This is a genomic window from Pseudomonas sp. TE4620 (genome assembly GCF_056279045.1).
In genome coordinates, this window is the sequence record NZ_JBWBQO010000001.1 from 2,672,367 (window position 1) to 2,694,497 (window position 22,131).

The window sequence follows — 22,131 nt, forward strand, 5'->3', positions numbered from 1 at the left end:
ATGCGCTCAGAGACTGGCGTCAACCATGCCGTGGCGGACCGCCAGCAGCGTCAGCTCGACGTCGCTGGTGACCGAGAGTTTTTCGAAGATCCGGTAACGGTAAGTATTGACCGTTTTCGGTGACAGGCACAGCTTGTCGGAGATGATCTGCACCTTCTGGCAACCGACGATCATCAGTGCGATCTGGATTTCCCGCTCCGACAACGCATCGAACGGCGAGCCTTGCGGCTGGAACGACTTGAGCGCCAGTTGCTGGGCAATCTGCGGGCTGATGTAGCGCTGGCCGGCAAACACCAGGCGAATGGCCTGGACCATTTCGTCCAGTCCGGCGCCCTTGGTCAGATAGCCGGCGGCGCCAGCCTGCAACAGGCGGGTGGGGAACGGGTCTTCTTCGCAGACGGTCACCGCCACCACTTTCACGTCCGGGTGGCTGCGCAGCAGTTTGCGCGTTGCCTCCAGGCCGCCGATACCGGGCATTTTCACATCCATCAGGACCACGTCGGGCTTGAGCTCGCGCGCAACCTTCAGCGATGCCTCGCCAGAGTCGGCCTCGCCCACCACCTGCAAGCCATCGATATCGGCCAGCATGCGCGTGATGCCCGTACGCACCAGATCGTGGTCATCGACCACCAGCACCCTAATCAAGCAGACACCTCGCACTGCGGCGGTAATTGGATCCCGCCACCTTAGCAAAAAATACAGCCGTAGACCTAACGGAAGACGTCATTTACCTGACGTCATTTTTTCATTTACCCGACAGTCGCCCGTACATCCCGCGCTCATAGCCGCCCGCTCTCGCCGGCGGCATCTGGGCACGCTCGGCCAGGCTGCCGAGCAACTGCCGGACGGCAGCCTGGTCGGCCTCTTGCAGCAGGCGAAAACTGCTGAGCAACTGTTCTTCCTGGGTGTTCAGGCTGCTGTGTTCGACCGGCGTGTGCACTCCGCTCAATACATACAACGCGTCGACCCCGCGCGCCGCCACTGCCGCCAGGTAGTCGGCCTTGGGCGTGCGCTCGCCGCTTTCATACTTGCCCTGGGCGTTGGGCTCTACCCCGCCAATGTCGCCAAAGGCGCGCTGGGTCAGGCCCAGCCGTTCTCTTTCTTCCCTGATACGCGAACCGATTCCGTTCATTTGCTTGGCGTCCTTTATCCAGCATCCGGATGGATGAGCACACAGCCGTCAATGGCGTGCCTCGAACGAAGCCCGAACTATGCCGCGATCAGCCGCGCGGCACAAGTCAAAGCCCGCCCTACCTGTCCGGGGTTGTCTGGACAACCTGCAACTCTGCCCCACACTTGTTACTCAAGGCGCTAATAAGCCAACAACTTTGCTTAATAGCTAAAGTGCCATCACCGACGAAATCAACAGCCACTAATACAACAGCGCGGGGAGAATAAAGAAGTTCCATAGCGCATGCAAAAGCCCCGTCAAAAAAACCGTGAAAATCGTCAAAAGCCACAGATGCAACGGCTTTCTGGCGCCATTTTCTCGGCAAAATGCCGATATCGTATTTTTGACGCCGAACTAACCACAAACTTTATCTTATTGATTTTTAAGGGTTTTTAAACTTTAACAGAGCAGATTTAAACTTTATCCAAGCAAGAGTTAGAGACTGCTTGCCGAAGTTAAAAAAACTCCCTTAGGATGTAATAAGACAACGAAAAACGCTTGCATCGCCTCCTTTTAGCGCGCTGCTTTTTCTTGCGCGTCTGCCGCGTCGACCATGCCGTTTAACTGAGTATCTCGGTCAGCTTTCGCTGCACCTTGGGAGAGGGAACTATGAATATCAGTATTTTTGGATTGGGTTATGTAGGCGCTGTCTGTGCCGGTTGTTTGTCTGCACGGGGCCATCAGGTGCTGGGCGTGGATATCTCGCCGGCCAAGATCGACATGATCAACCAGGGCAAGTCGCCCATTGTCGAGCCGGGCCTTGAGCAACTGCTGCTCGATGGCGTGCGCCATGGCCGCCTGCGCGGTACCACGGATGTCCAGGCTGCGGTACTGGCTACAGAGATGTCGCTGTTGTGCGTGGGTACCCCAAGCAAGAAAAACGGCGACCTGGACCTGGTCTACATGGAAGCGGTGTGCCGCGAAATCGGCACCGCCATGCGCGACAAGGCCAGCCGTCATACCGTCGTGGTGCGCAGCACCGTGCTGCCCGGCACGGCCAAGAACGTGGTGATTCCGATCCTCGAGAAGTACTCCGGCAAGCGCGCCGGCATCGACTTCGGCGTGGCGGTCAACCCCGAGTTCCTGCGCGAAAGCACCGCGATCCAGGACTACGATTTTCCGGCCATGACTGTGATCGGCGAACTGGACGCGCAATCGGGCGACCTGCTGCAGTCGCTGTACCAGGGCCTGGACGCCCCGGTGATCCGCAAGTCGATCGAAGTCGCCGAGATGATCAAGTACACCTGCAACGTCTGGCACGCGACCAAGGTCAGTTTTGCCAACGAGATCGGCAACATCGCCAAGGCCTCCGGCGTCGATGGCCGCGAGGTGATGGATGTGGTCTGCCAGGACTACAAGCTCAACCTGTCGCGCTACTACCTGCGCCCGGGCTTCGCCTTCGGTGGCTCGTGCCTGCCCAAGGACGTGCGCGCCCTCACCTACCGCGCCGGCCAGCTGGACGTCGAGCACCCGCTGCTGGCCTCGATCATGGCCAGCAACCGCAACCAGGTGAAGAACGCCTTCGAGCTGATCACTCGCCAGGACAAGCGCCGCATCGGCCTGCTGGGCCTGAGTTTCAAGGCCGGCAGCGACGACCTGCGCGAAAGCCCGCTGGTGGAGCTGGCGGAAATGCTCATCGGCAAAGGCTACGAGCTCACCATCTACGACGCCAACGTCGAGTACGCGCGGGTGTTCGGTGCCAACCGCGAATACATCGAGTCGAAGATCCCCCACGTTTCGTCGCTGCTGTGCAACGACCTGCAGCAGGTGATCCGCGACGCCGAGGTGGTGGTGCTGGGCAACAACGATGACCGTTTTGCGCAGGCCCTGGATGCCAGCGATGGCAAGCAGATCATCGACCTGGTCGGCTTCATGGCCCACGGCAGCGATGCCCGGCGTGAAGGTATCTGCTGGTAAGGCCCCGTACTCCAGCAGAGAGCACTCCAGCCAGAAAGTACTCCATCCAGAGAGTACCCGGCGATTGACCCAGGCGCCCCGCCTGACTGACTGCCCACCTGCCTCCTGCCCGGCCGGCCTTGTCCTGGCCAGGCGCGAACAGTGCGCATGTCATTCAGCCGGGTGCGGCCCGAACACAGGAGCAACGACTACATGGAACGACAGCAACAGCCGCCCTCGGGCCGGCCGGACTACCTGCAGGCAGGCGCGCGGTTTTGCGCCTGGGCCTGCCTGTTCGGCCTGATTGCGCTGGCGTCGGAGATGGTCGCGCCGCAGTACCTCGACCCTGCGCACCATAAGTTCATCTTCATCATCGGTGCACTGGGCATGTGGCGCTATGGCAACGCCATCGTCCATTACCTGCGCGGCATGTACTTTCTGCACTGGAAGTTCCCGCGCATGCGCAAGGCGGTCGAGCGCATGGGCGATGCGGCGCTGCCGGCGCACATGTTCATGGTAGTGACCAGTTTTCGCATCCCCACCCACACCACCTTCAAGGTTTACCAGTCGGTGTTCCAGGAGGTGCAGCGGCTGAAGGTGCCGTGCACGGTGATTGCCTCGATCGTCGAGAAAGGCGACGAGCAGTTCATCAAAGAGATCATGCGCAACGAGGTCAAGGACCGCGATGACATCAAGCTGGTCATCGTCCGCGCCCGTGGCACCGGCAAGCGTGACGGCCTGGCCCATGCCTTTCGCGCCCTGTCACGGCAGATGCCACTGGAAGACTCGGTGGTCGGCGTGGTCGATGGCGACACCATGATGCTGCCCGGCTGCGTCGAGCGTGCAGTCAAGCTGTTTGCCTACCTGCCCAACGTCGGCGGCCTGACCACCAACGAGTTCTGCGAAGTCGAAGGCAGCAGCCTGATGCGCCAGTGGCACTCGATGCGCTTCGTCCAGCGGCACATCAACATGTGCTCGATGGCCTTGTCGCACCGGGTGCTGACCCTGACCGGACGGCTGTCGTTCTTTCGCGCCAGCGTCATGACCGACCCGGACTTCATCCGCGACGTCGAGGCGGATTTTCTCCAGCACTGGCGCCTGGGGCGCTTTCAGTTTTTGACCGGGGACGACAAGTCGTCGTGGCTGAGCCTGATGCGCGCCGGCTGGGACACTTTCTACGTGCCCGACAGCAACACCCTGACCGTCGAGCATCCACCAGACAACAGCTTCTGGCGCGCCACCCGCCAGTTGATGTTCCGCTGGTACGGCAACTCGCTGCGCCAGAACTTTCGTGCCACCGCCCTGCTCGGCCGCGCTCGCCTGGGCCTGTTCACCCTGTATGTGCTGCTCGATCAGCGGGTGTCGATGTGGACCTGCCTGATGGGCCTGACCGCCTCGGTGGTCGCCGGCATCGTGTTCGGCATCCAGTACCTGCTGGTGTACCTGTTCTGGGTGCTGCTGTCGCGCAGCATCGTCACCGTGCTGTTTCTGTTCGCCGGCCACCCGGTCAGCCCGGTGTACCCGTTCGTTCTTTATTACAACCAGATCATCGGCTCGCTGATGAAAGTCTACGCCCTGTTCCACATGGACCAGCAGAGCTGGACCCGGCAAAAAACCACATTAAGCAACGGCGCCGTCAACTTCGATGCCGCCCTGAACCGCTGGTCCTCGAAGGCGATGCTGTTTTCATCCATCGCGATTTTCTTCGGGGTCATCTCGGTTCTTCTCGAACTCACGCAACGTTAAGGAAAGGCGCCTGCCATGAGTAGCTCAAGCACACCCGCAGTACCGGCCAACGTAGTCCACGAAGCCATCGACGAACGCCAGTACGTGCGCACCAAACTCAACGCCCGGGTCAAGCTCAGCGCGGCCGGCCAGCCGCCGTTCGACAGCACCCTGCAGGACATCTCCCTGGGCGGCATCGGCCTGGTCCACCCCGAGCCGCTGAAGATCGGCAGCCTGTACCACGCCTCGATCCAGCTGCGCCTGAACCAGGTCGACCTGAACATCGACAGCCAGATCAAGATCGTCTCCCAGCGCGGCCAGGAAGTCGGCGCCCAGTTCGTCGAGCTCGATTCGCAAAAGCGCGACATCCTGCGCTACATCATCAGCGCCTACCTGTCGGGCGAAATCGCCGACATCAATGGCCTGTTCAACGTGATGCAGCGGGAAAACTACATCAAGGAACGCAAGCACAAGTACGCCAGTGCGCGCAGCTCCAGCGAGCGCCTCAAGGCCACCCTCGGCACCCTGCTGTATGCCGCCGCCGGCCTCGCCGCGCTGGGCTTTGTCGCCTACAAGTGCTACCTGCTGTTCTTCCGTATCCCGGCAGTACAGGCCCAGGTCTCGGCCAATGCCCAGGTCATCAGCATGCCCGACAACGGCTATGTGAAGTTCCTCCTGGCGCCGGGGCAGACCGAGGTCAAGGCCGGCGCGCCGGTGGCGAGCATTTCCACCCAGCTGGCCACCAGCTTCACCAGCCCGGCCGACATGAAGGCCCTGGCCGATCTTGCGCCCGGCGACCTGCAGACCCTGCTCGGGCGCGCCACCATCGAAACCGTGATCAACAGCCCGTGTGACTGCGAGCTGTACTTCCCGAGCAAGCCCCTCGACGGCTTTGGCTACAAGCAGGCGCCACTGGTGCATCTGCTGCCCAGGGATGAAGGCCTGTTCGTCACCGCCAACGTGCCGTTCGACAAGCTCGCCGACATCGGCCGGGTGACCTCGGTGGACCTCAAGGTGTTCGGCCTGGATGAGACCTTCAGCGGCAAGGTCATCGACTCTCGCGTCGATGAAGCCAACAAGAACCTGGCCCTGACCATCGCCCCCGACAGCCCGCTGCCGCGCGCCGCGTACCAGAAGCCGGTGGCGGTGGACCTGTACCTGGGCCTGCCGTTCACGGCGTCGCGCTAAGCACCCCCAAGGAAGGAATAGGCAATGAATGCGAAGACGCCCTCCCGCCTGCTGCTGGCAGGCTTTGGCCTGGCCTGTGCCGGCAATGCCCTGGCCGGGCAAAGCCTGGAGCAGATCCGCTACGCGCTGTACAAGGACCCGAGCGCCAATGTCAGTGCCGACCTGCGCATCCTGGCCGAGCGCGGTGACCTGGCGTCCAAGCTGTTGTTCGGTGATGTGCTGGCCAACAGCGATGGCGCCAGCCGCGCAGACGTCATCGCCCTGTACAAGGAGGCGTTTGCCGACGGCCGCGGCCAGGTGCCGGCGCTGGCCTCGCTGGCGCGCCTGCTGGACCGCACCCCGAGCCTGCAAAAGGGCCAACAGCAGTGGATGGCCCAGGCCCTGACGCGTTACCCGGCGACCCTCGACCCGCGCAATGCCAGTACCACCCTGGAGGTGTTCCTGGTGTACCCGCAGCTGGTCTCCAGCGAACAGGCGGCGCAGTTGCTGGCGCTGTACCAACAGTCGTGCCTGCTCAACTGCCGTCCCGAGCTGTACCAGGCGGTGCTGGCCGAGCGCCAGGGCGACCGCGCCGGCGCCGAGCGCTGGTACCAGCAGGCAGTGCGTGTCGATGTGCGGGCGATCGACCGCTACTACCGCTTTCTCGGCGACGACCAGGACCGCACCTTCCCGGCCTTTGCCCGCAGCCTCGAAGCGCTGCGCCCGACCCTGGCGGTTGAAATCGTGCACCGCATCGGCTCGCTGCTCGACAGCATCAACAGCGTGCAGCGCGCCGAGCAGGAAGCCGACCGCTACCAGCGCCAGGCCAGTGCCATGGGCCCGGCGCGGGTGCAGCCGGACGCCGCGCAACTGGCCCTGGAGAAACAGCGCAGCGATGCCCTTGACCTGGCGCGCGGCGAAGCCCATCGCTGGCGTGACAACGCCGTCGAGCGCGGCTTCGTGCCGGCGATGGTGTCCAAGGCCAACTTTATGATTTCCAACCCCACCGAGCACAACGCCGAAGAGACCCAGGCGCTGATCGACCAGGTGCGGACCCGCGAAGCGACCCGGGCCAAGGCGCTGCAGGCCTCGTTCTACATGGTCAACAACTGGCTGACCCTGGACCCGGACAAGGCCCGCGCGCTGATCGACGAGCTGGTTGCCAGCCGCTACCCCGACGCCGAGCTGCTGCTGGCCGAGTACTACAGCAAGGGCGTGGCCGACCAGCCCGACCAGGACAAGGCCCTGCAGATCTTCCAGGCCCAGGCCCGGGCCGGCTCCACCGCCGCCTGGTACCGCATGGCCACCCTGCACGCTTACGGCCGTGCCATCTGCCATGACCCGGTCAAGGCCTACACCTATGCCCAGGTGGCCGTGGCGCTGGGCGAGAACGGTGCCCGCAGCCTGGTCACGCGCCTGGAAAAGACCCTGAAAAAGGATGACATCGCGCGCGCCCTGGCGGCACGCAACGATCTGTTGAAGGAGGCAACCCTGTGAAAGCCCACCACACCCTGCTCGGCGCCCTGCTGGCCCTGGCACCGCTGTACCCGGCGCACGCCCTGGAAGAAGTCACCGGCCCCGAGGCCGACAGCAGCGAGCCGGTGCGGGTCGCCGATGGCAGCGAGCCGGTGATCACCTCGGAGTTTTTCAACAAGCTCACCGTACAAACCGGCTACGGCCCGGAAAACTCCGAAGTCGGCCGCAGCCGCGAGATGTTCTACAGCTTGCGCTACGAGCCGTCGTTCGCCTGGTACTCGCCGGAAAAACGCTGGGCCAAGTGGATGGTCTATGGCCGCCTGTGGCTTAACTACGACTCCAGCGAGTCGGCCAGCGTGCAGAACGAAAACGCCAACAACCTCGACCGCGAACAGCCCGAAGGCTGGTACGCCGAACTGCGCGAGCTGTATGTGAAACGCAACCTGCTCGGCGACGACCCGCGCTTTTCGCTGTCGGCCGGGCGCCAGCGCTATTTCGACGATTACGGCATCTGGTGGGACGACAGCATCGAGTCGCTGCGTTTCAACTACAACGACACCTTCTCCCGTGGCTTTGTCGCCGTGGCGCAGAAGTTCTACAACTACAACAGCGACGTCAATCGCCTGGCCGACAGCGAGGAGCGCACCACCTACCTGATGGGCGAGTACGCCTACCGCTGGAGCGAGCACAACTGGGCCGGCGTGCGCCTGATGCACGAGAATGACCACAGCGGCCACGACGCCGAAGACCGCTACGACTTCAAGGGCATGCGCTACGGGCTGTTCTTCAAGGCTGACGATCTTGACCTGACGCCGCTGTTCAGCGACTACCACCTGGAACTCGCGGGCCTCGACGGCAAGGTCGACAACACCGATGTCAACGGCCTCACCAGCAGCGGCCACAACGCCAGCGGCTGGGCGGCCCTGGGCGAAATCGGCAAGCGCTTCCACGACCTGCCATGGACACCACGGGTGGCCCTGCGCGGCGGCCTGACCGACAAGCCGAGCAACGACAACGACGGCTTTCGCCTGAATGCCATCCAGTCCGACCGCATCACCCGCCAGGGCAGCTACAGCACGCGCCTGGCCAGCTCTTTCGTCAGCCTCGACCTGCGCAATCTGAGCTACTACGGCATCGCCCTGGAAACCAACCCGACACCGCGCAGCGCCCTGGATTTTCGCCTCACCGAACTGAAGCTGCGCGATGCCAACGGCACCCTGCCGATTCGCCTTGAAGGCGACCAGCGCAGCGAGCGCAACCGCGCCATTGCCCAGGGCAACCACGGCGGCGGCAAGGACGTCGGGCAGATGCTCGACCTCAACTACTACTGGAAGATGTTTCCAGTGGCCATCGACGGCAAGCACCTGGACGTCAACGCCCTGGTCAGCGCCAGCTACCTCAACGCCGGCAACGCCCTGGACAGTGGTGATGACTACCAGCTGACCTTCGGCGTCGTGGTCAGCTACTAAGGACGGAACCCGAGATGATCTTCGCCTCCAACGTCTTCCTGTTCCTCTACCTGCCGTTGTTCCTGGCCGTGTACTTCCTCGCCCGGGCGCCGTGGCGCTCGACGGTGATCGTCGCCGCCAGCTACATCTTCTATGCCTGGTGGCGGCCGGACTTTTTGCTGCTGTTCGTCGCCATCACCTACTGGAACTACTGGTTCGGCCTGCGCATCAAGGCGCGCCTGGATGCCGGCGACAAGCGCTGGGCGTTCCGCCTGCTATGGATCGGCATCATCGGCAACCTGTCGACCCTGGGCTACTTCAAGTACGCCAACTTCGGCGCCGAGGTGCTGGCCGCCCTGCTCGCGCCGCTGGGCATCAACACCTTCACCCTGGAGACGATCTTCCTGCCGCTGGGTATCTCCTTCTATGTGTTCCATGCCCTGAGCTACATCGTCGACATCTACCGCAAGGACGCCACGCCGACCAACAACTTCATCGACTTCGCCGCCTTCGTCGCGCTGTTCCCGCACCTGGTGGCCGGCCCGATCCTGCGCTATAGCCAGCTGGCACCGCAGCTGCGCCAGCGCACCCATTCGCTGGAGCTGTTCTCGCTGGGCGTGTGCCGGTTCATGCTCGGCTTCATCATGAAGGTGCTGATCGCCGACCAGCTGGCGCCGATCAACGTGCTGTTCATCAGCGAAGGCACCCTGCAATTGAGCGATGCCTGGTTCGGCCTGGTGGTCTCGACCCTGCAGCTGTACTTCGACTTCGCCGGCTACAGCCACATGGCCCTGGGCCTGGCCTTGATGATGGGTTTCCGTTTTCCGGAAAACTTCAACCAGCCGTATGTGTCGCAGAGCATCACCGAGTTCTGGGCGCGCTGGCACATGACCCTGGCGCACTTTCTGCGCGACTACGTGTACATGCCGCTGGTGCGCAAGCGCATCGCCGGGGCGCTGCCGGCGCTGGTCTACACCATGCTGCTGTCAGGGCTGTGGCACGGCGCCAGTTTTGCCTTTATCTGCTGGGGGCTGTTCTTCGGCTTGGGCATGGTCATCGAGCGCAAATTCAACCTGGCGACCAAGATCACCACGCCCTACCACCTGGGCCGCAACCTGCGCACCTTCGTGCTGATCATCCTGAGCATGCCGCTGTTCTTCACCAACGACCTGCGCCACAGCATCGACATCTACCAGGCGCTGTTCGGCCTCAACGGCCTCGGTTCGCTGGACCTGTACGTGCTTGGCGCCTCGAAGATGGCCATGTCGTTCGCCGCCATCGCCCTGTGCTGGCTGGTGCTGGCCGGCAGCAACAACGTGCGCTTCTACGCCGGCAACAAGGAGCAGTACTTCATGCGCCATGTCGGCGGCCTCAAGGCCCTGCTGCTGTGGGCCGGCTTTGCCCTGGCGCTGAGCAGCCTGGCGGCGCATTCGTTCTCGCCCTTTCTGTACTTTCAGTTCTAGGAGACCGCCATGTACCCGGTCATGAATTCGGCCAGCAAGGTCAACGGCATTGCCTTCGGCGTCCTGCTGGCGGGCATGTTCGTCTACTCGCTGCCCCCGGTGTTCAGTTTTGCCCGCAACCAGACCGACGCCTGGAACCTGTTCGTCGACGGCAAGCTGCTGCGCAAATTCGAGCAGGTCTACGACAAGCGCTTCTTCCTCCGTGAGCCGTCGGTCGAGCTGTGGGCCAACGCCCAGTACCGGCTGTTCGACGAAGGCACCAAGGGCGTGGTGCTGGGCAAGGACGGCTGGCTCTACACCAACCAGGAATACCGCGTGCCGAACAACCTTGAGGCCAACCTCGACGGCCAGCTCAAGCAGATCGCCGAGGTCGAGCAGCAGCTCAAGGCCCACAACAAGCGCCTGATCGTGCTGCCGCTGCCGATGAAAGTCGATGTCTATGCCGCGCACACCCAACGCGCCGTCGACCCACGGGCGATCAGCCTCTACGACCGTTTCGTCGAGCGCCTGCAGGCGCAGGAGATTGCCGTCACGCCGTTGCGCTCGGCATTTCTGGCCAACCTTGCCGGCCCCGAGCTGTTCCTCAAGTCCGACACCCACTGGAGCCCGCAAGGCGCGCGCCTGAGTGCCTACGAGCTGGCCCGCCAGCACCCGGAACTGCTCGGTGACCAGCGTTACCTGTCGCACAAAGTCGCCGACAAGACGGTCAAGGGCGACCTGATGAACTACATCCAGTTCAACCACGCGCAACTGGCGCCGCAGTTCGGCCCCAACCAGATCGCCCTGTACGAAACCCTCAAGGCCGAGCAAAGCGCCAGCGACCTGTTCGCCAGCGAAAACCAGAGCCTGATGCTGGTGGGTACCAGCTACAGCAAGATCGATGACTGGAACTTCGTCGGCTTTCTCAAGGAGGCGCTCAACCGCGACCTGCTGAGCGTGTCGGTGGAAGCCCGCGGGCCGTTCGAGGCCATGAGCCAGTTCCTTGCCAGCGACCAGCTGAGCAACCCCGAGATCGACACCGTGGTCTGGGAATTCCCCCTGCGCACCCTGCTCGCCCACCGCCTCGGCTCGCTGAGCCGCCCCGGCCAGACCCAACATTTCTAAGGAGAGACTGATGAACACTGCACTGCAACGCCTGCTCGCCACTTCCGCCCTGCTGCTGGGCAGCGCCGCCGTTCATGCCGCCGAAGGCAACGCCGACCTCTATGACGCCGTAGCCCCGGCCGACTCGGCCTTCGTGCGCGTGCTCAACCTGTCCGGCGGCAACATCGATGTGACCCTGAGCGGCAAGATTACCGCGCAACGGGTCGCCGCCGGCCAGCTCAGCGGTTACCGCTTCACCCCGGCCGGCGCGCACAAGATCGCCGTCGGCGGCACCGCCATCGAGCCGCAGCTCAAGGCCAACGCCGCCAGCACTGTAGTCTTTGATGGCAGCAAGCTGACCCTGATCGCCGACAAGTACGTCAACGAGCCGAAGAAGGCCCAGGTCGCCTTCTACAACCTGACCCCGGCCCAGGCAGCGCTGAAAACCGTCGATGGCAAGCACGTGATCGTCGACCCGCTGGGCAAGGACCAGACCGGCAGCCGCATGGTCAACGAGATCAAGATCGGCTTCGCCGCCTACGTCGATGAGCAGAACGTTGCCCAGTTCGACGAACTGTTCCTGAAAAAGGGCCGCTCCTACAGCTATGTGCTGCTGCCCAAGGGCGCCGGCTACCAGAGCATGAGTCTGGCCAACAGCATCGACCCGAGCGAGTGATCATGAAGCGCATTCTTCCCCTTGGCCTGGCGGCGCTGCTGGGCCCTCTGCTGAGCGCCCCGAGCGTGGCCGCAGAGCCCGCCAAGGCCAGTTGCACGAGCCTTGAGTGCATGGTCTGCCCGGGACTGAGCAACCCGCAGAATTACGCCGAAGGGCGCATGAAGCTGATGCGCGAAATCGTTCCGGCCAAGGACCGCTGGCTGTTCCGCTCGGCGGTCGACCTGACCAACGACTTCGGCATCCCGGCGCCCATGCGCCCGGAGTTTGCGCGCTTGATGGCCGCCTTTCGCCAACAGGGCATCCATGTGGCCATGGCGGTGCAACCGACCCGTGGCCTGATGCACCGCGACAAGCTTTACGCCGACAAGCTGCATGGCTTCGACTTTGCCCGCGCCAGCGGCAACCTGGAAAATTACCTGCAGCAATTGCGCGCCGGTGGCGCGGTGGTGCCGCCGTTGATGCAACTGGTGCACACCCCGCCCAAGGGCGAGTTCTTCTTTCGCCGTGACCACCACTGGACCCCGGCCGGTGCCCAAGCTACGGCGCGGCTGGTTGCCGAAGAAATCCGTCGCCAGCCGTTCTACGCCGACCTGAGCAAAAAAAGCTACCGCACCGAACCCGGGGTCATGGTGCCCAAGGACGGCACCCTGAACCTGGCGCTGAGCTATATCTGCGGCAACAACTACGGTTTCCAGTACGTGCGCGGCTACCAGACCATCCCCGAGGCCGCTGGTGCCGATGCGCTGTTCGACGACGCGCCGGACCCAGAGGTGATCCTGGTTGGCGACAGTAACGCCGCCGCCCGTGAAGACGAGAGCAAGCAGTTCAACTTCGACGGCTACCTCAAGCAGTACCTTGAGGTCGACATCCTCAACTACGCCCTGCCCGGCGTCGGCCAGGACGGCTCGCTGCTCGAATACCTGCTGTCAGAGAACTACAAGCCCAAGGCACCGCCGAAGCTGATCATCTGGGAACTGCCGGCCAACTACCAGCTGGAATCCGAGCAGATGTACCGCCAGCTGATCCCGGCGATCAAAGGCGGTTGCCCGGTGTCGACCGAAGTCCTGGCCAACCGGGTAGAGCGCCCGCCGCTGCGGGTCAACGAGCGCATCGAACTGCTCAGCAACGCAGGCGAAAACCGCAAGCACCTCGGCAACGGCCAGGGCTTTCTCGATATCCGCATCAGCGACAAGAACGTCAAGGATTTCTACGTGATCGTCTATTACGACAACGGCGCCCGCGACAAGGTCTGGTTTCGCCGCGAGGCGGTGGTTAGCGGCGGCCAGTACTACCTTGAGCTGAGCCGGGCCAAGGAATTTGCCGGGGCCAACCTGCTGTCGGTGTTCATGGAGCCGACCAAGCCCGGCACCGCCGCCACCCAAGTGGAAACCCGCGTATGCCTGTAAAGACCTGGACCGCGCTGGGCCTGGGCCTGTGCGCCAGCCTGCAGTTGGCCGACAGCCTGGCGGCCAGCTCGATCTGGCCACCGCGGGCCACCGCGCAATCGGCGATGATCGCCGACTACCGCACCCTGCGCTGCAGCAAACAAGCACCGCCGCCCTACACCGGCAGCCTGCAGCTACAGAGCAAGTACGACCAGCGCGACGCCAGCAAGTCGACCCTGCGCAGCAGCCCGGACGCCAACAGCGAACAGATCGGCAAGCAGGTCAAACAGTTCATCGGCGGCCTGATCTACGCCAGCAAGCGCTTCCAGCGGGCGAAGAATCCGCAGGAGGCGAACATGGCCCTGGCTTGCCAGGACCAGTGGCTGGAGCGCTGGGCCGAGGCCGGTGCGCTGCTCAACCCCGACGCCAGCAGCACCGGCATGGCCGCGCGCAAATGGGCGGTGGCGGCCATGGCCTCGACCCTGCTGATGACCCAGGCCGCCAGTGACGCCAAGCTGCAACTGTCACCGGCGCAGCAGGCCTGGTTCAACCAGTTGGGCGAGCGCATCATCGCCGAGTACCAGCCGCGCCGCACCCCGGGCTTTACCTGGTTCAACAACCACGACTACTGGGCGGCCTGGGCGGTGGCGGCGACCGGCATGCTGGTGCAGCGCGACGACTTCATCCAGTGGGCCGACGGCAACCTGCGCCGCGGCCTGCAGCAGGCGGTGAAGTCCGCTGACGGCAGCTACGCCTACCTGCCGCTGGAAGTGGCGCGCAGCAAACTGGCCGCCACCTACAGCCAGTACGCCCTGGTGCCGCTGGTGTTGCTGGCCGAGTCGGCGCGGGCCAACGACCTGCCGTGGAGCAGCGACGATCAGCAGACCCTGGAGCTGCTGGCCAACTTCGCCGCCCGCAGCATCCTCGACCCCGACGGCCTGCCCGAGCTCAAGGGCAAATCGCAGAGCGACGTCGCCCCGTACAAACTGGCCTGGCTGATCCCCTTCCTGCAGCGCGCCCCGGGTAACCGCCTGGCCCGCCAGCTGTATGACAGCGAGGATGGCGAGGTCGACAACTACAGCCAGATCGGCGGCCCGCTCAAGCCGTTCTATCCCACACTGCCGTAACCCAAGGACGAACCGTCATGGCCATGCTTGCCCGCCCGCTTACCCTTTCCTGCCTGGCGCTGCTGTTCAGCGCCCTGACCCAGGCTGCCAGCCAGAGCTTGCCGCTGCAGCAAACACTGAGCCCGGTAGACAGCGTCGAACACCAGCGCGACCTGCAGCAGTTGCAGCAACAGGTCAGCCAGGCCGTGCAACTGCAGGTCAGCGAACGTCCGCGCCCGGCCGGCCGCGCCAGTGTCAGCCTGCAACCGATGTTCTCGTCACAGGCCGGCAGCTGGCCGTTCGAGCCGTTCGTCAACAACGGCCTGTTCCGCGCCATCGCCGGCTACCAGGCGCATCACCCGCAAGCAGTGCTGGTGCGCGGCGGCAGCGTCAGCCTGGCGCAGTTGCACGAGGCCCTTAACGACCCGAAGATCATCAAGCGCTACAAGGACGGCTACCTGCTCAGCTACCCGCTGGTGATCGCCAGCGACGGCGGCCTGTTGCTCGAAGGCACCAGCCTGTACCTGTACAGCTACTCCGGCACGGCGCTGATCAACCAGGGCTGGCTGGGCCTGAACCAATCGCGCCTGGAGAGCGTCGCCGGCGACAAGCCCGGCAGCACCGAGCGCGCCTGGCGGCCGTTCGTGGTGGCCTGGGCCGGTAGCCACACCCAGGTGATCGGCTCGACCCTCAACCGCCTGGGCTACAACGCCAACCTCTCGCGCGGCCTGAGCACCGCCCTGAGCAGCCAGCAGGGAGCCTCTACCCGCCCGGCCACGCTGATCATCCGCGACAGCCAGTTCAATGAACTGTCCAGCGCGGTAGAGCTGCAACACAGCCAGGCGCAGATCGACAACAGCCAGTTCGGCCAGTCCCAGCAGTACGCCATCGACGTGCGCGACAGCCAGGTCGTGGTACGCAATAACCAGCTACGCGGCATCGACAACAACAGCGGCATCCGCCTGCGTGGCCAGACCCGCGCACGTATCGAGCACAACCTGATCCTTGGCGCGCACAAGGCGGCCATCGAAGTCAGCGAGCAACAGGGTGCCCTGCTACTGAGCGGCAACTTGATTGGCGATAGCCGGGGCAACGGCATCCAGCTGCGCAACCTGACGCCGAGCGCAGCCGCACCGTTGCTGATCAGCGACAACCTGATCGGCAACAGCCAGGGCAGCGCCGTGGATGCCAGCGAGGTCGGCGCCGTCAGCCTGATCGGCAACCGCATCGGCAACAGCCCGGAATACGCCGTCAGCCTGCGCAATGCCACGCCGCTGGCCGGCCCCCTGACCTTGAGCGGCAACACCCTGGGCAAGGTCGGCAAGGCGGTGGTGCGGATCGAGGGTGTGCAGCGGGTGGTGCTGGGGCCGAATACCTTCGAGGGCAAGCCAGTATTGCAGAACCTGCTGATTGGCGACCTGTTGCCGGTGCAGAGCCTGCTGCTTGAGGCGACCCAACGCCAGGGCTGCGTAGTACGGGTCGAGCTAAGTGATCGCCCGCTGCATGCGCAAAAAGCACTCGTCTTCGCCGACGCAGACAAAGCCCTCGCGCAGGTACAGCAAGCGTGCCGGGTTGCTCCTGAACACCATCAGGCGCAGCAGCGGCAAGTGCCGTTGGCCGGTCCAGTCGGCCAGTTGCGTTAATACCCAACTGCCGATGCCGCGGCCGCGAAAACCTTCGAGCAGGTGCAGTTCACGGATGAACAGGGCCTGGCGGTCCTGGCTGAGGCTGAAGTAACCCAGCGGCTGTTCGGCGTCGCTGATCAGCCATTGCTCGCGCCACCCCCAGGCCTGGTCGAAGGCTTCTTCCTGCCAGAGCAGGTCGAACTCGCAGTAATAGGGCAGCATGGCCCGCCGGGTGAGGTCGCGGGCGAAGGTCCGGTGCTGGTCGGTGGCGGGGGTCAGTTGCACAGTCATAGTGGTTCTCTTCGCGGGTCAAGCCCGCTCCCACAGGGATTGCATTGATCCTGGCCACTGTGGGAGCGGCGGTGCGGCGACTCGACTTGACCCGCGATGCTTTTCAAGGTTTGAACTCGTCGGCATAACACACCGGCGAACTCCCCGGCCCTTGGCGCTCCAGTTCATCCTCAAGCCATTGCGCGAGCACCGTGGCATTGTTGTGCCCGGTGTCCTTGCCGGCATACAGCAAGGTCAGATCGCCCTGCCCGGCCATGCCCAGCAGTTTCCACCAGTGTGCCGGCTGCGCCGCCAGCTCCTGGCGATAACGCTGGGCAAAGCCGGCAAAGTCCACTTCACCCTGATGAAACGCCTGGCGCAACGCCGTTGACGGCGCCACCTGCGGCAGCCACAGGGCCTGCAGCTGGTCCTTGCGCGTGTTGCGCGGCCACAGGCGGTCGACCAGCACCCGCTGGCCATCGGCAGCGTCCTGCGGGTCATAAACGCGTTTGCAACGGATCATCGTTACCCTCCATCGGCAGGTCCCTTGATCCTAGGACTTTCCTTGACCGAGGTCACGGTGCTGTCACCGATTGTTTTTATCATGGCCGGGCAAGGCTAGACCCTTTCTGGTAACCCGGACCCGTCATCATGACCACCCCGACCCTGGCTGGCAGCCCATCGCTGGCCAACCACGATCCACGCCCACGTCTGGATCACAAACCCGGCCGTACCACCCTGACCCTGTTTTTCGGCCTGCTGGTGGCCGGCCTTGTATATACCGCCTGGAGCGTGTTGCGCGACATCGACGCCACCGGCACCGTCGTCACCACCTGGACCCCCTTCCTGCTGCTCGGCCTGGCGTTGCTGATTGCCCTGGGCTTCGAGTTCGTCAACGGTTTTCACGACACCGCCAACGCCGTCGCCACGGTGATCTACACCCATTCGTTGCCGCCGTCGGTGGCCGTGGTGTGGTCTGGCTGTTTCAATTTTCTTGGCGTGCTGCTGTCCAGCGGCGCGGTGGCCTTCGGCATCATCGCCTTGCTGCCGGTGGAGCTGATTTTGCAGGTTGGCTCTTCGGCCGGCTTCTCGATGGTGTTCGCCCTGCTGCTGTCGGCGATCATCTGGAACCTGGGCACCTGGTGGCTGGGCCTGCCGGCTTCGTCCTCGCATACCTTGATCGGCTCGATCATCGGCGTTGGTATCGCCAACGCACTGATGCACGGGCGCGACGGCACCAGCGGCGTGGACTGGGCCCAGGCCAGCAAGGTCGGCTATTCGCTGCTGCTCTCGCCGCTGGTGGGCTTTACCTGCGCGGCGCTGTTGCTGCTGGCCCTGCGCATGCTGGTCAAGCGCCGCGAGCTGTACCAGGCGCCGGTCGGCAACACGCCGCCGCCCTGGTGGATTCGCGGGCTGTTGATCCTCACCTGCACCGGGGTGTCGTTCGCCCATGGCTCCAACGACGGGCAAAAAGGCATGGGCCTGATCATGCTGATCCTGGTCGGCACCCTGCCCATGGCCTATGCCCTGAACCGGACCATGCCGGCCGACCAGTCGCTGCAGTTCGCCGCCGTCGCCGAGGTCACCCAGCAGGCTTTGCAGCGCAGCGCCCCGCAAGCAGCGCCGGCGGACCCACGACAGACCCTCAGCGCCTTCATCCGCCAGCCACAGGCCAGCGACGAACTGCTGCCGGCCCTGGCGGCGCTGGCCGGGATGATCGGCAGCGAAGTCAAAGGCTACGGTTCGCTCAACCGGGTGCCCGCTGAGGCCATGGCCAACGTGCGCAACGACATGTACCTGACCTCCGAGGCCATCCGCCTGATCGACAAGCACCAGCTGGCGCGGTTCGATGCCGATACCCGGGCCAAGGTGCAGCTGTTCAAGCAACAGATCGACAGCGCCACCCGCTACATTCCGTTGTGGGTGAAGATCGCCGTGGCCATCGCCCTGGGGCTGGGGACCATGGTCGGCTGGCGGCGCATCGTGGTGACCGTCGGCGAGAAGATCGGCAAGACCCACCTGACCTACGCCCAGGGCGCCTCGGCGGAGCTGGTGGCGATGTGCACCATTGGCGCGGCGGACATGTACGGGCTGCCGGTGTCGACCACCCACGTGCTGTCGTCCGGGGTGGCCGGGAGCATGGTTGCCAATGGCTCGGGCTTGCAGATGCGCACCCTGTTCAACCTGCTGATGGCCTGGGTGCTGACCTTGCCGGCGGCGATTGTGCTGGCCGGGGGGTTGTACTGGGTGTTTCGGCAGGTGTTTTAGTCATCGCGGGGCAAGCCCGCTCCCACAGGTATGTGCGAGCGGTCTTGCCCCGCGATAAGGCGCTAAGCTGGGATCTTCAGCCCCCGCTCCACCGCCGGCCGCGCGACAAACGCCGCGAGCACGCGCTTGACGTTGGCAAAATCGTCAAAGCCCACCAGCTCGCCCGCCTCATAAAAACCGATCAGGTTGCGCACCCAGGGCACAATGGCGATGTCGGCAATGCTGTACTCGTCCATCACCCAGTCGCGCCCTTCAAGACGCTTGTCGAGCACCCCGAGCAAACGCCGCGACTCGGCCACATAGCGGTCACGCGGGCGCTTGTCTTCATAGTCCTTGCCGGCGAACTTGTTGAAGAACCCTATCTGGCCGAACATCGGCCCGATGCCGCCCATCTGGAACATCAGCCACTGCAGGGTCTGGTAGCGCTTGGCCGGGTCGGCCGGCAGCAGCTTGCCGGTTTTTTCCGCCAGGTAGATGAGGATCGCCCCGGACTCGAACAGCGGTAGCGGCTGGCCGCCCGGGCCGTTGGGGTCGAGGATCGCCGGGATCTTGTTGTTGGCGCTCAGGGAGATAAATTCGGGGGTGAGCTGGTCATTGCTCTCGAAGCTGACCTTGTGCACCTCGTAGGCCAGGCCGATCTCCTCGAGCATGATCGACACCTTGACGCCGTTGGGCGTGGGCAGCGAATACAGCTGCAGCAGCTCGGGCTGTTTGGCCGGCCATTTGCGGGTGATCGGGAATGCGCTGAGATCAGTCATGAACACAACCTTGAGCAATAAGAGGTGAACGACACTTTAACCAGTTTTATCCACGCCGCGCGACCATCACCCAGTCGCGATGGCGCTCCGGCCCGCATTCGAACACGGCCTCGCCGACCTTGTTAAAGCCATTGCGCTGGTAGAAGCGGATCGCCCGGGCGTTTTGTTCGTTGACGGTCAGGCGAATGGCGCCGCTCACCTGCGCCAGGGTGTCGTCGAGCAGCCGCTGGGCGCCGCCGTGGCCATGGTGCTCGGGTAGCACGTAGCAGCGGCTGAGCTCCGGCAAGCCGTCCGCTTCAGCAATTCCCAATACCTCGGGTGTGCTGTCGACCAGGCTGTAGCCCACCACCGTGCCCAGGTGCTCGAGCACGCGCAGGCGCTTGCGCCGATTGAGCAGGTGCAAGACAAAGTGCTCGGGCTGCAACTGCGTGTCGATGTACGCCTGCAATGCCGGGGCGGCAGCGTCTGGCGGGCTGGCCAGGGCAAAGGTCTGGCCAGCGATGATGCTCAGCGCCTCGGCATCACTGGGCCGGGCAACGCGGGTAGTGAATGGCATGCAGCAACATCCTGTCGAACGGGCGATCCGGCATGGTAGCCCGAACCTTCAGAAGGCAAAACAGGAACAACCAAAAGCACCCCAAAAGCCCTGGAAATCACTGACCGGCACCGACGATTGGCGCGCGTGCTGGTGCTGGTGGGCATGCACCGCACAGGCCCCGACGCATTGATGCACCTGGGCGCTCAGCGGCGCACCCTGGCGCCAATGCCCAGGCACCTTGGCCACCGGCGACCAGTCGGGCAACACCGGCAACGCCGGCGGGTCGAGCCGGGCGAACTCGGCTGCGCCGTATACCACCTTGCCGTCGACCAGGGTCAGCACCGATTCCAGGTGTTTGATCGCTTCGGCGTCGATGCTGAAGTAGTCGGCGCTCAAGGCTGTCAGGTCTGCCAGCTGGCCAACCTTGATCTGGCCCTTCTTGCCCTGCTCGCTGGAAAACCAGGCGCTGCCATGGGTGAACAGCGACAGCGCGGTGTCGCGATCCAGGCCCTGCGGGTACAGCGCCAGGCCGCCGACGGTACGGCCGCTGACCAGCCAGTACAGCGAAGTCCAGGGGTTGTAGCTGGACACCCGGGTGGCGTCGGTACCGGCCCCCACCGGGATGCCCTCGGCGAGCATGCGCTGGATCGGCGGTGTGTGCTGGGCGGCCTTGGCACCGTAGCGCTCGACAAAGTACTCACCCTGGAAGGCCATGCGGTCCTGGATGGCGATGCCGCCGCCCAGCGCCCGCACCCGCTCGATGTTCTTCGGGCTGATGGTTTCGGCATGATCGAAAAACCACGGTAAGCCGTTGAAGGGAATGTCGCGATTGACCTTCTCGAACACCTCGAGCATGCGCGAGATCGATTCGTCGTAGGTGGCGTGCAGGCGAAACGGCCAGCGCTGTTCGACCAGATGGCGTACCACCGGCTCCAGGTCGCCCTCCATGCTGGCGGGCAGGTCCGGGCGTGGTTCGAGGAAGTCCTCGAAGTCGGCAGCGGAAAACACCAGCATCTCGCCGGCGCCGTTATGGCGCAAAAAGTCGTCGCCCTGGCGGTACTTGACGCTGCGGGTCCAGTGTTTGAAGTCGGCCAGCTCTTGCTTGGGCTTCTGGGTAAACAGGTTGTAGGCGATACGCACGGTCAACTGCCTGGCCTTGGCCAGTTGCTCGATCACCGCATAATCGTCGGGGTAGTTCTGATAGCCGCCACCGGCATCGATGGCGCTGGTCAGGCCCAGGCGGTTGAGTTCGCGCATGAACTGGCGTGTCGAGTTGACCTGGTACTCCAGTGGCAGCTTCGGCCCCTTGGCCAGGGTCGAGTAAAGGATCATCGCGTTGGGCCGGGCGATCAGCATGCCGGTAGGGTTGCCGTTGGCGTCGCGCTGAATCTCGCCACCCGGCGGGTTGGGCGTATTGCGGTCATAGCCGACCACGCGCAGGGCGGCGCGGTTGAGCAAGGCACGGTCGTACAGGTGCAAGACGAACACCGGGGTGTCGGGCGCGGCCTGGTTCAGCTCATCAAGGGTCGGCAAACGGCGCTCGGCGAACTGGAACTCGTTCCAGCCACCGACCACCCTGACCCACTGCGGCGCCGGCGTGCGCAGAGCCTGGTCCTTGAGCAGGCGCAAGGCGTCGGCCAGCGACGGCACGCCTTCCCAGCGCAGTTCCAGGTTGTAGTTCAGGCCGCCGCGGATCAAGTGCAGGTGCGAATCATTGAGCCCGGGGATCACTGTGCGTTGCCTGAGGTCGATGACCTGGGTCGCCGGCCCGCGCAGGGCCATGACCTGGGCGTCATCGCCGACCGCCACGAAGCGCCCGTCGCGGATGGCCACGGCGCTGGCTTGTGGCCGCTCGCGGTCCACCGTGTGCAGCCGGCCGTTGTGCAGGATCAGCTCGGCCGGCACGGCCGTTTCGGTCCCGCGCAGGAGGGCTCCGGCGGCCAGTGGCGCCGTCGAGTACATTGCCCCGGCGGCACCGAGCACGGAACTGGCGGCGATAAAGCGGCGGCTGTTGCTGGGCTCGGTCATAAGGCCTCTCTCAGGCAGGATGTACTCACCAGACAGAAACCATAGACC

General features: G+C 64.1%; 18 protein-coding genes and 1 pseudogene. 12 read left to right on the plus strand and 7 right to left on the minus strand.

Annotated elements, in window-relative coordinates; translation table 11 throughout:
- Positions 1-6: 6 nt before the first annotated feature.
- Both gacA and ACZ9A3_RS12405 read right to left on the minus strand, forming a co-directional pair.
- Positions 7-645, minus strand: coding sequence for a response regulator transcription factor GacA (gene gacA / locus ACZ9A3_RS12400; RefSeq protein WP_010221877.1), 639 nt, complete (start codon positions 643-645; stop codon positions 7-9).
- A gap of 100 nt (positions 646-745) precedes the next feature.
- Positions 746-1,132, minus strand: coding sequence for a helix-turn-helix domain-containing protein (locus ACZ9A3_RS12405; protein WP_045194014.1), 387 nt, complete (start codon positions 1,130-1,132; stop codon positions 746-748).
- Positions 1,133-1,780: 648 nt separating this feature from the next.
- Between ACZ9A3_RS12405 and ACZ9A3_RS12410 the strand changes: the two genes are divergently transcribed.
- The 11 genes and pseudogenes from ACZ9A3_RS12410 to ACZ9A3_RS12460 all read left to right on the plus strand — a co-directional run.
- Positions 1,781-3,088 carry a nucleotide sugar dehydrogenase gene (locus ACZ9A3_RS12410; protein ID WP_045194015.1) on the plus strand — a complete coding sequence of 436 codons (1,308 nt, stop codon included), beginning with the start codon at positions 1,781-1,783 and terminating at the stop codon, positions 3,086-3,088.
- A 192-nt stretch (positions 3,089-3,280) separates the two neighbouring features.
- Positions 3,281-4,813 carry a glycosyltransferase gene (locus tag ACZ9A3_RS12415; RefSeq protein WP_082075380.1) on the plus strand — a complete coding sequence of 511 codons (1,533 nt, stop codon included), beginning with the start codon at positions 3,281-3,283 and terminating at the stop codon, positions 4,811-4,813.
- 15 nt (positions 4,814-4,828) lie between these two features.
- Positions 4,829-5,980 (plus strand): PilZ domain-containing protein, encoded by a 1,152-nt coding sequence (locus tag ACZ9A3_RS12420; protein ID WP_045194016.1) that lies wholly within the window; start codon positions 4,829-4,831, stop codon positions 5,978-5,980.
- Between the two features lie 24 nt (positions 5,981-6,004).
- Positions 6,005-7,456, plus strand: a complete 1,452-nt coding sequence (locus tag ACZ9A3_RS12425) for an SEL1-like repeat protein (RefSeq protein ID WP_476252696.1) — start codon at positions 6,005-6,007, stop codon at positions 7,454-7,456.
- The gene (locus ACZ9A3_RS12430) at positions 7,453-8,904 is read left to right on the plus strand and encodes an alginate export family protein (RefSeq protein ID WP_476252697.1); all 1,452 of its coding nucleotides are present in this window, start codon (positions 7,453-7,455) and stop codon (positions 8,902-8,904) included. Before ACZ9A3_RS12425 ends, ACZ9A3_RS12430 begins: the two co-directional genes overlap by 4 nt.
- 14 nt (positions 8,905-8,918) lie before the next feature.
- Positions 8,919-10,346, plus strand: coding sequence for an MBOAT family O-acyltransferase (locus ACZ9A3_RS12435; RefSeq protein ID WP_045194019.1), 1,428 nt, complete (start codon positions 8,919-8,921; stop codon positions 10,344-10,346).
- A 9-nt stretch (positions 10,347-10,355) separates the two neighbouring features.
- Positions 10,356-11,450: an alginate O-acetyltransferase gene (locus ACZ9A3_RS12440; protein WP_093381738.1), complete on the plus strand. Its 1,095-nt coding sequence runs from the start codon at positions 10,356-10,358 to the stop codon at positions 11,448-11,450.
- Positions 11,451-11,460: 10 nt separating this feature from the next.
- The gene (locus tag ACZ9A3_RS12445) at positions 11,461-12,105 is read left to right on the plus strand and encodes an alginate O-acetyltransferase AlgF (protein WP_093381735.1); all 645 of its coding nucleotides are present in this window, start codon (positions 11,461-11,463) and stop codon (positions 12,103-12,105) included.
- 2 nt (positions 12,106-12,107) lie between these two features.
- Complete coding sequence (locus tag ACZ9A3_RS12450; RefSeq protein ID WP_045194022.1) at positions 12,108-13,511, plus strand: alginate O-acetyltransferase AlgX-related protein; 1,404 nt, start codon at positions 12,108-12,110, stop codon at positions 13,509-13,511.
- Positions 13,502-14,617: a polysaccharide lyase gene (locus tag ACZ9A3_RS12455; RefSeq protein ID WP_476252698.1), complete on the plus strand. Its 1,116-nt coding sequence runs from the start codon at positions 13,502-13,504 to the stop codon at positions 14,615-14,617. Before ACZ9A3_RS12450 ends, ACZ9A3_RS12455 begins: the two co-directional genes overlap by 10 nt.
- Before the next feature lie 248 nt (positions 14,618-14,865).
- Positions 14,866-15,840: pseudogene (locus ACZ9A3_RS12460) on the plus strand (right-handed parallel beta-helix repeat-containing protein); the annotation flags it as partial.
- Between the two features lie 240 nt (positions 15,841-16,080).
- Here the strand turns inward: ACZ9A3_RS12460 and ACZ9A3_RS12465 are convergent.
- Together ACZ9A3_RS12465 and ACZ9A3_RS12470 are read right to left on the minus strand one after the other, a co-directional pair.
- A complete protein-coding gene (locus ACZ9A3_RS12465; protein WP_213604103.1) occupies positions 16,081-16,512 on the minus strand; it encodes a GNAT family N-acetyltransferase in 432 nt (143 codons plus the stop codon).
- 103 nt (positions 16,513-16,615) lie between these two features.
- Positions 16,616-17,014, minus strand: a complete 399-nt coding sequence (locus ACZ9A3_RS12470; RefSeq protein WP_093381728.1) for a DUF488 domain-containing protein — start codon at positions 17,012-17,014, stop codon at positions 16,616-16,618.
- A 128-nt stretch (positions 17,015-17,142) separates the two neighbouring features.
- Here ACZ9A3_RS12470 and ACZ9A3_RS12475 point away from each other — a divergent pair, with 128 nt between their 5' ends.
- Positions 17,143-18,759: an inorganic phosphate transporter gene (locus tag ACZ9A3_RS12475; protein WP_093381726.1), complete on the plus strand. Its 1,617-nt coding sequence runs from the start codon at positions 17,143-17,145 to the stop codon at positions 18,757-18,759.
- A gap of 62 nt (positions 18,760-18,821) precedes the next feature.
- Here the strand turns inward: ACZ9A3_RS12475 and ACZ9A3_RS12480 are convergent, their stop codons facing one another.
- The 3 genes from ACZ9A3_RS12480 to ACZ9A3_RS12490 are packed head-to-tail and all read right to left on the minus strand — an operon-like array spanning position 18,822 to position 21,960.
- Positions 18,822-19,517, minus strand: a complete 696-nt coding sequence (locus tag ACZ9A3_RS12480; protein ID WP_093381724.1) for a glutathione S-transferase N-terminal domain-containing protein — start codon at positions 19,515-19,517, stop codon at positions 18,822-18,824.
- A 46-nt stretch (positions 19,518-19,563) separates the two neighbouring features.
- Positions 19,564-20,073, minus strand: a complete 510-nt coding sequence (locus ACZ9A3_RS12485) for a GNAT family N-acetyltransferase (protein WP_401286884.1) — start codon at positions 20,071-20,073, stop codon at positions 19,564-19,566.
- Positions 20,074-20,121: 48 nt separating this feature from the next.
- A complete protein-coding gene (locus ACZ9A3_RS12490) occupies positions 20,122-21,960 on the minus strand; it encodes an amidohydrolase (protein ID WP_476253329.1) in 1,839 nt (612 codons plus the stop codon).
- Positions 21,961-22,131 lie beyond the last annotated feature (171 nt).